The sequence below is a fragment of the Streptomyces sp. NPDC048255 genome (genome assembly GCF_040652415.1).
Lineage (GTDB): Bacteria > Actinomycetota > Actinomycetes > Streptomycetales > Streptomycetaceae > Streptomyces.
Genome location: NZ_JBEZMA010000155.1, coordinates 1 through 1,168, shown reverse-complemented (window position 1 = coordinate 1,168; position 1,168 = coordinate 1). Strand labels below are relative to the sequence as shown.

Annotated in this window: 2 protein-coding genes; both read right to left on the bottom strand. The window is 63.8% G+C overall.

Translation table 11 applies throughout. The annotated features are described in order from the left end of the window. Positions 1–204: 204 nt before the first annotated feature. The gene (locus AB0D94_RS37905; RefSeq protein ID WP_172437275.1) at positions 205–831 is read right to left on the bottom strand and encodes a type 1 glutamine amidotransferase domain-containing protein; all 627 of its coding nucleotides are present in this window, start codon (positions 829–831) and stop codon (positions 205–207) included. Positions 832–971: 140 nt separating this feature from the next. Next, the coding region (locus AB0D94_RS37900) for a LytTR family DNA-binding domain-containing protein (protein ID WP_362062558.1) at positions 972–1,168 on the bottom strand (197 nt) is incomplete at its 5' end.

Sequence of the window (1,168 nt, the reverse complement as noted above, 5' to 3'; positions counted from 1 at the left end):
GGTCTTTACCGTACGCACGCCTTCGAGCCATGACGAGTTGTACTGGTGCTCATTGCGGCCGAGCTCGATGACGTCCGCTACTGGCCGAAAGCAGACGCAAGCCATCCTTAAGTTATCGCGATCATAGCGAAACACAGTCTTAGCTCATGCATTTAAAGCCAAGACACTCCCGCACAAGATCCACACCTCCCGCCGCGCCCTGCCCTACCTCCCCTGTCGATCAACCGACTTGCGAAGAATATCGACAACAGCCTCCGCCACCTGCTTCGCAGAAAGATAATTCTGCCCAGTCACCAACCTCCCATCGACCACCACATACCCCTTGTCCCGCGCTGAAGTCAGGAACGTCCCGCCCCGCGACTCCACCGTCTGCCGGATCAGGAACGGAAACTCTTTGAAATAAGCGGCGTCTTGCCGTTCGAACTCCTCGGGATAGCCGCTGACGCGCTTGCCGCCGATCAGGTATTTGCCGTCGGACAGTTTGAGGTTGACCAACCCCGCCGTGCCGTGGCACACGGCCGACACCACGCCGCCGTTGCGCTCGTAGACGTGCATGGCGATGTTTTGCAGCTGGGTGTTTTCCGGTACGCCGTAGATGGCGTTGCTGCCGCCGACGAAGTACACGGCGCGGTAGCGCGCCGGGTCGATCTGCGCGGGCGTGTAGGTGTGTCCCAGCGCGTACATCAGGTCCGCGTCGTAGAGCCGGCTGCGGAACTCGCCGGCTTCGGTCACGTTGATCGGCGCGGCGTTGCCTTCGGGGGTGACGAAATCCACCGTCAGGCCTGCGGCCAGGAACGCGTCCCAGGCTTCCACCACTTCGCCGAAGCTCACGCCAGTGCTCTGGCGCGATTGGCTTAAGGGCATTCAACGAATGCTGTGAGCGGCGACGTCGCGATTCCTTACAACCTGTGCCCGACGGTGTTCCAGATCATCGCTGGCGAGGCTGCCACCCGTCCGCGCCGGCAACGCCCTCACTCCAACGCCAGCTCCCGCCGCAACGCCGCGACAAAGGCGCGGCCCACGGACAGCTCCGCGCCGTCGCTCAGCACCACCCAATAGCGGCTGCCCGAGCCGGCGTGCAGGCTGCGGATGTGGCGCAGGTTGACCAGGTACGAGCGGTGGCAGCGCACGAAGTCGGGCGGCAGCAGGCCGGTCAGGGCGGCCAGGG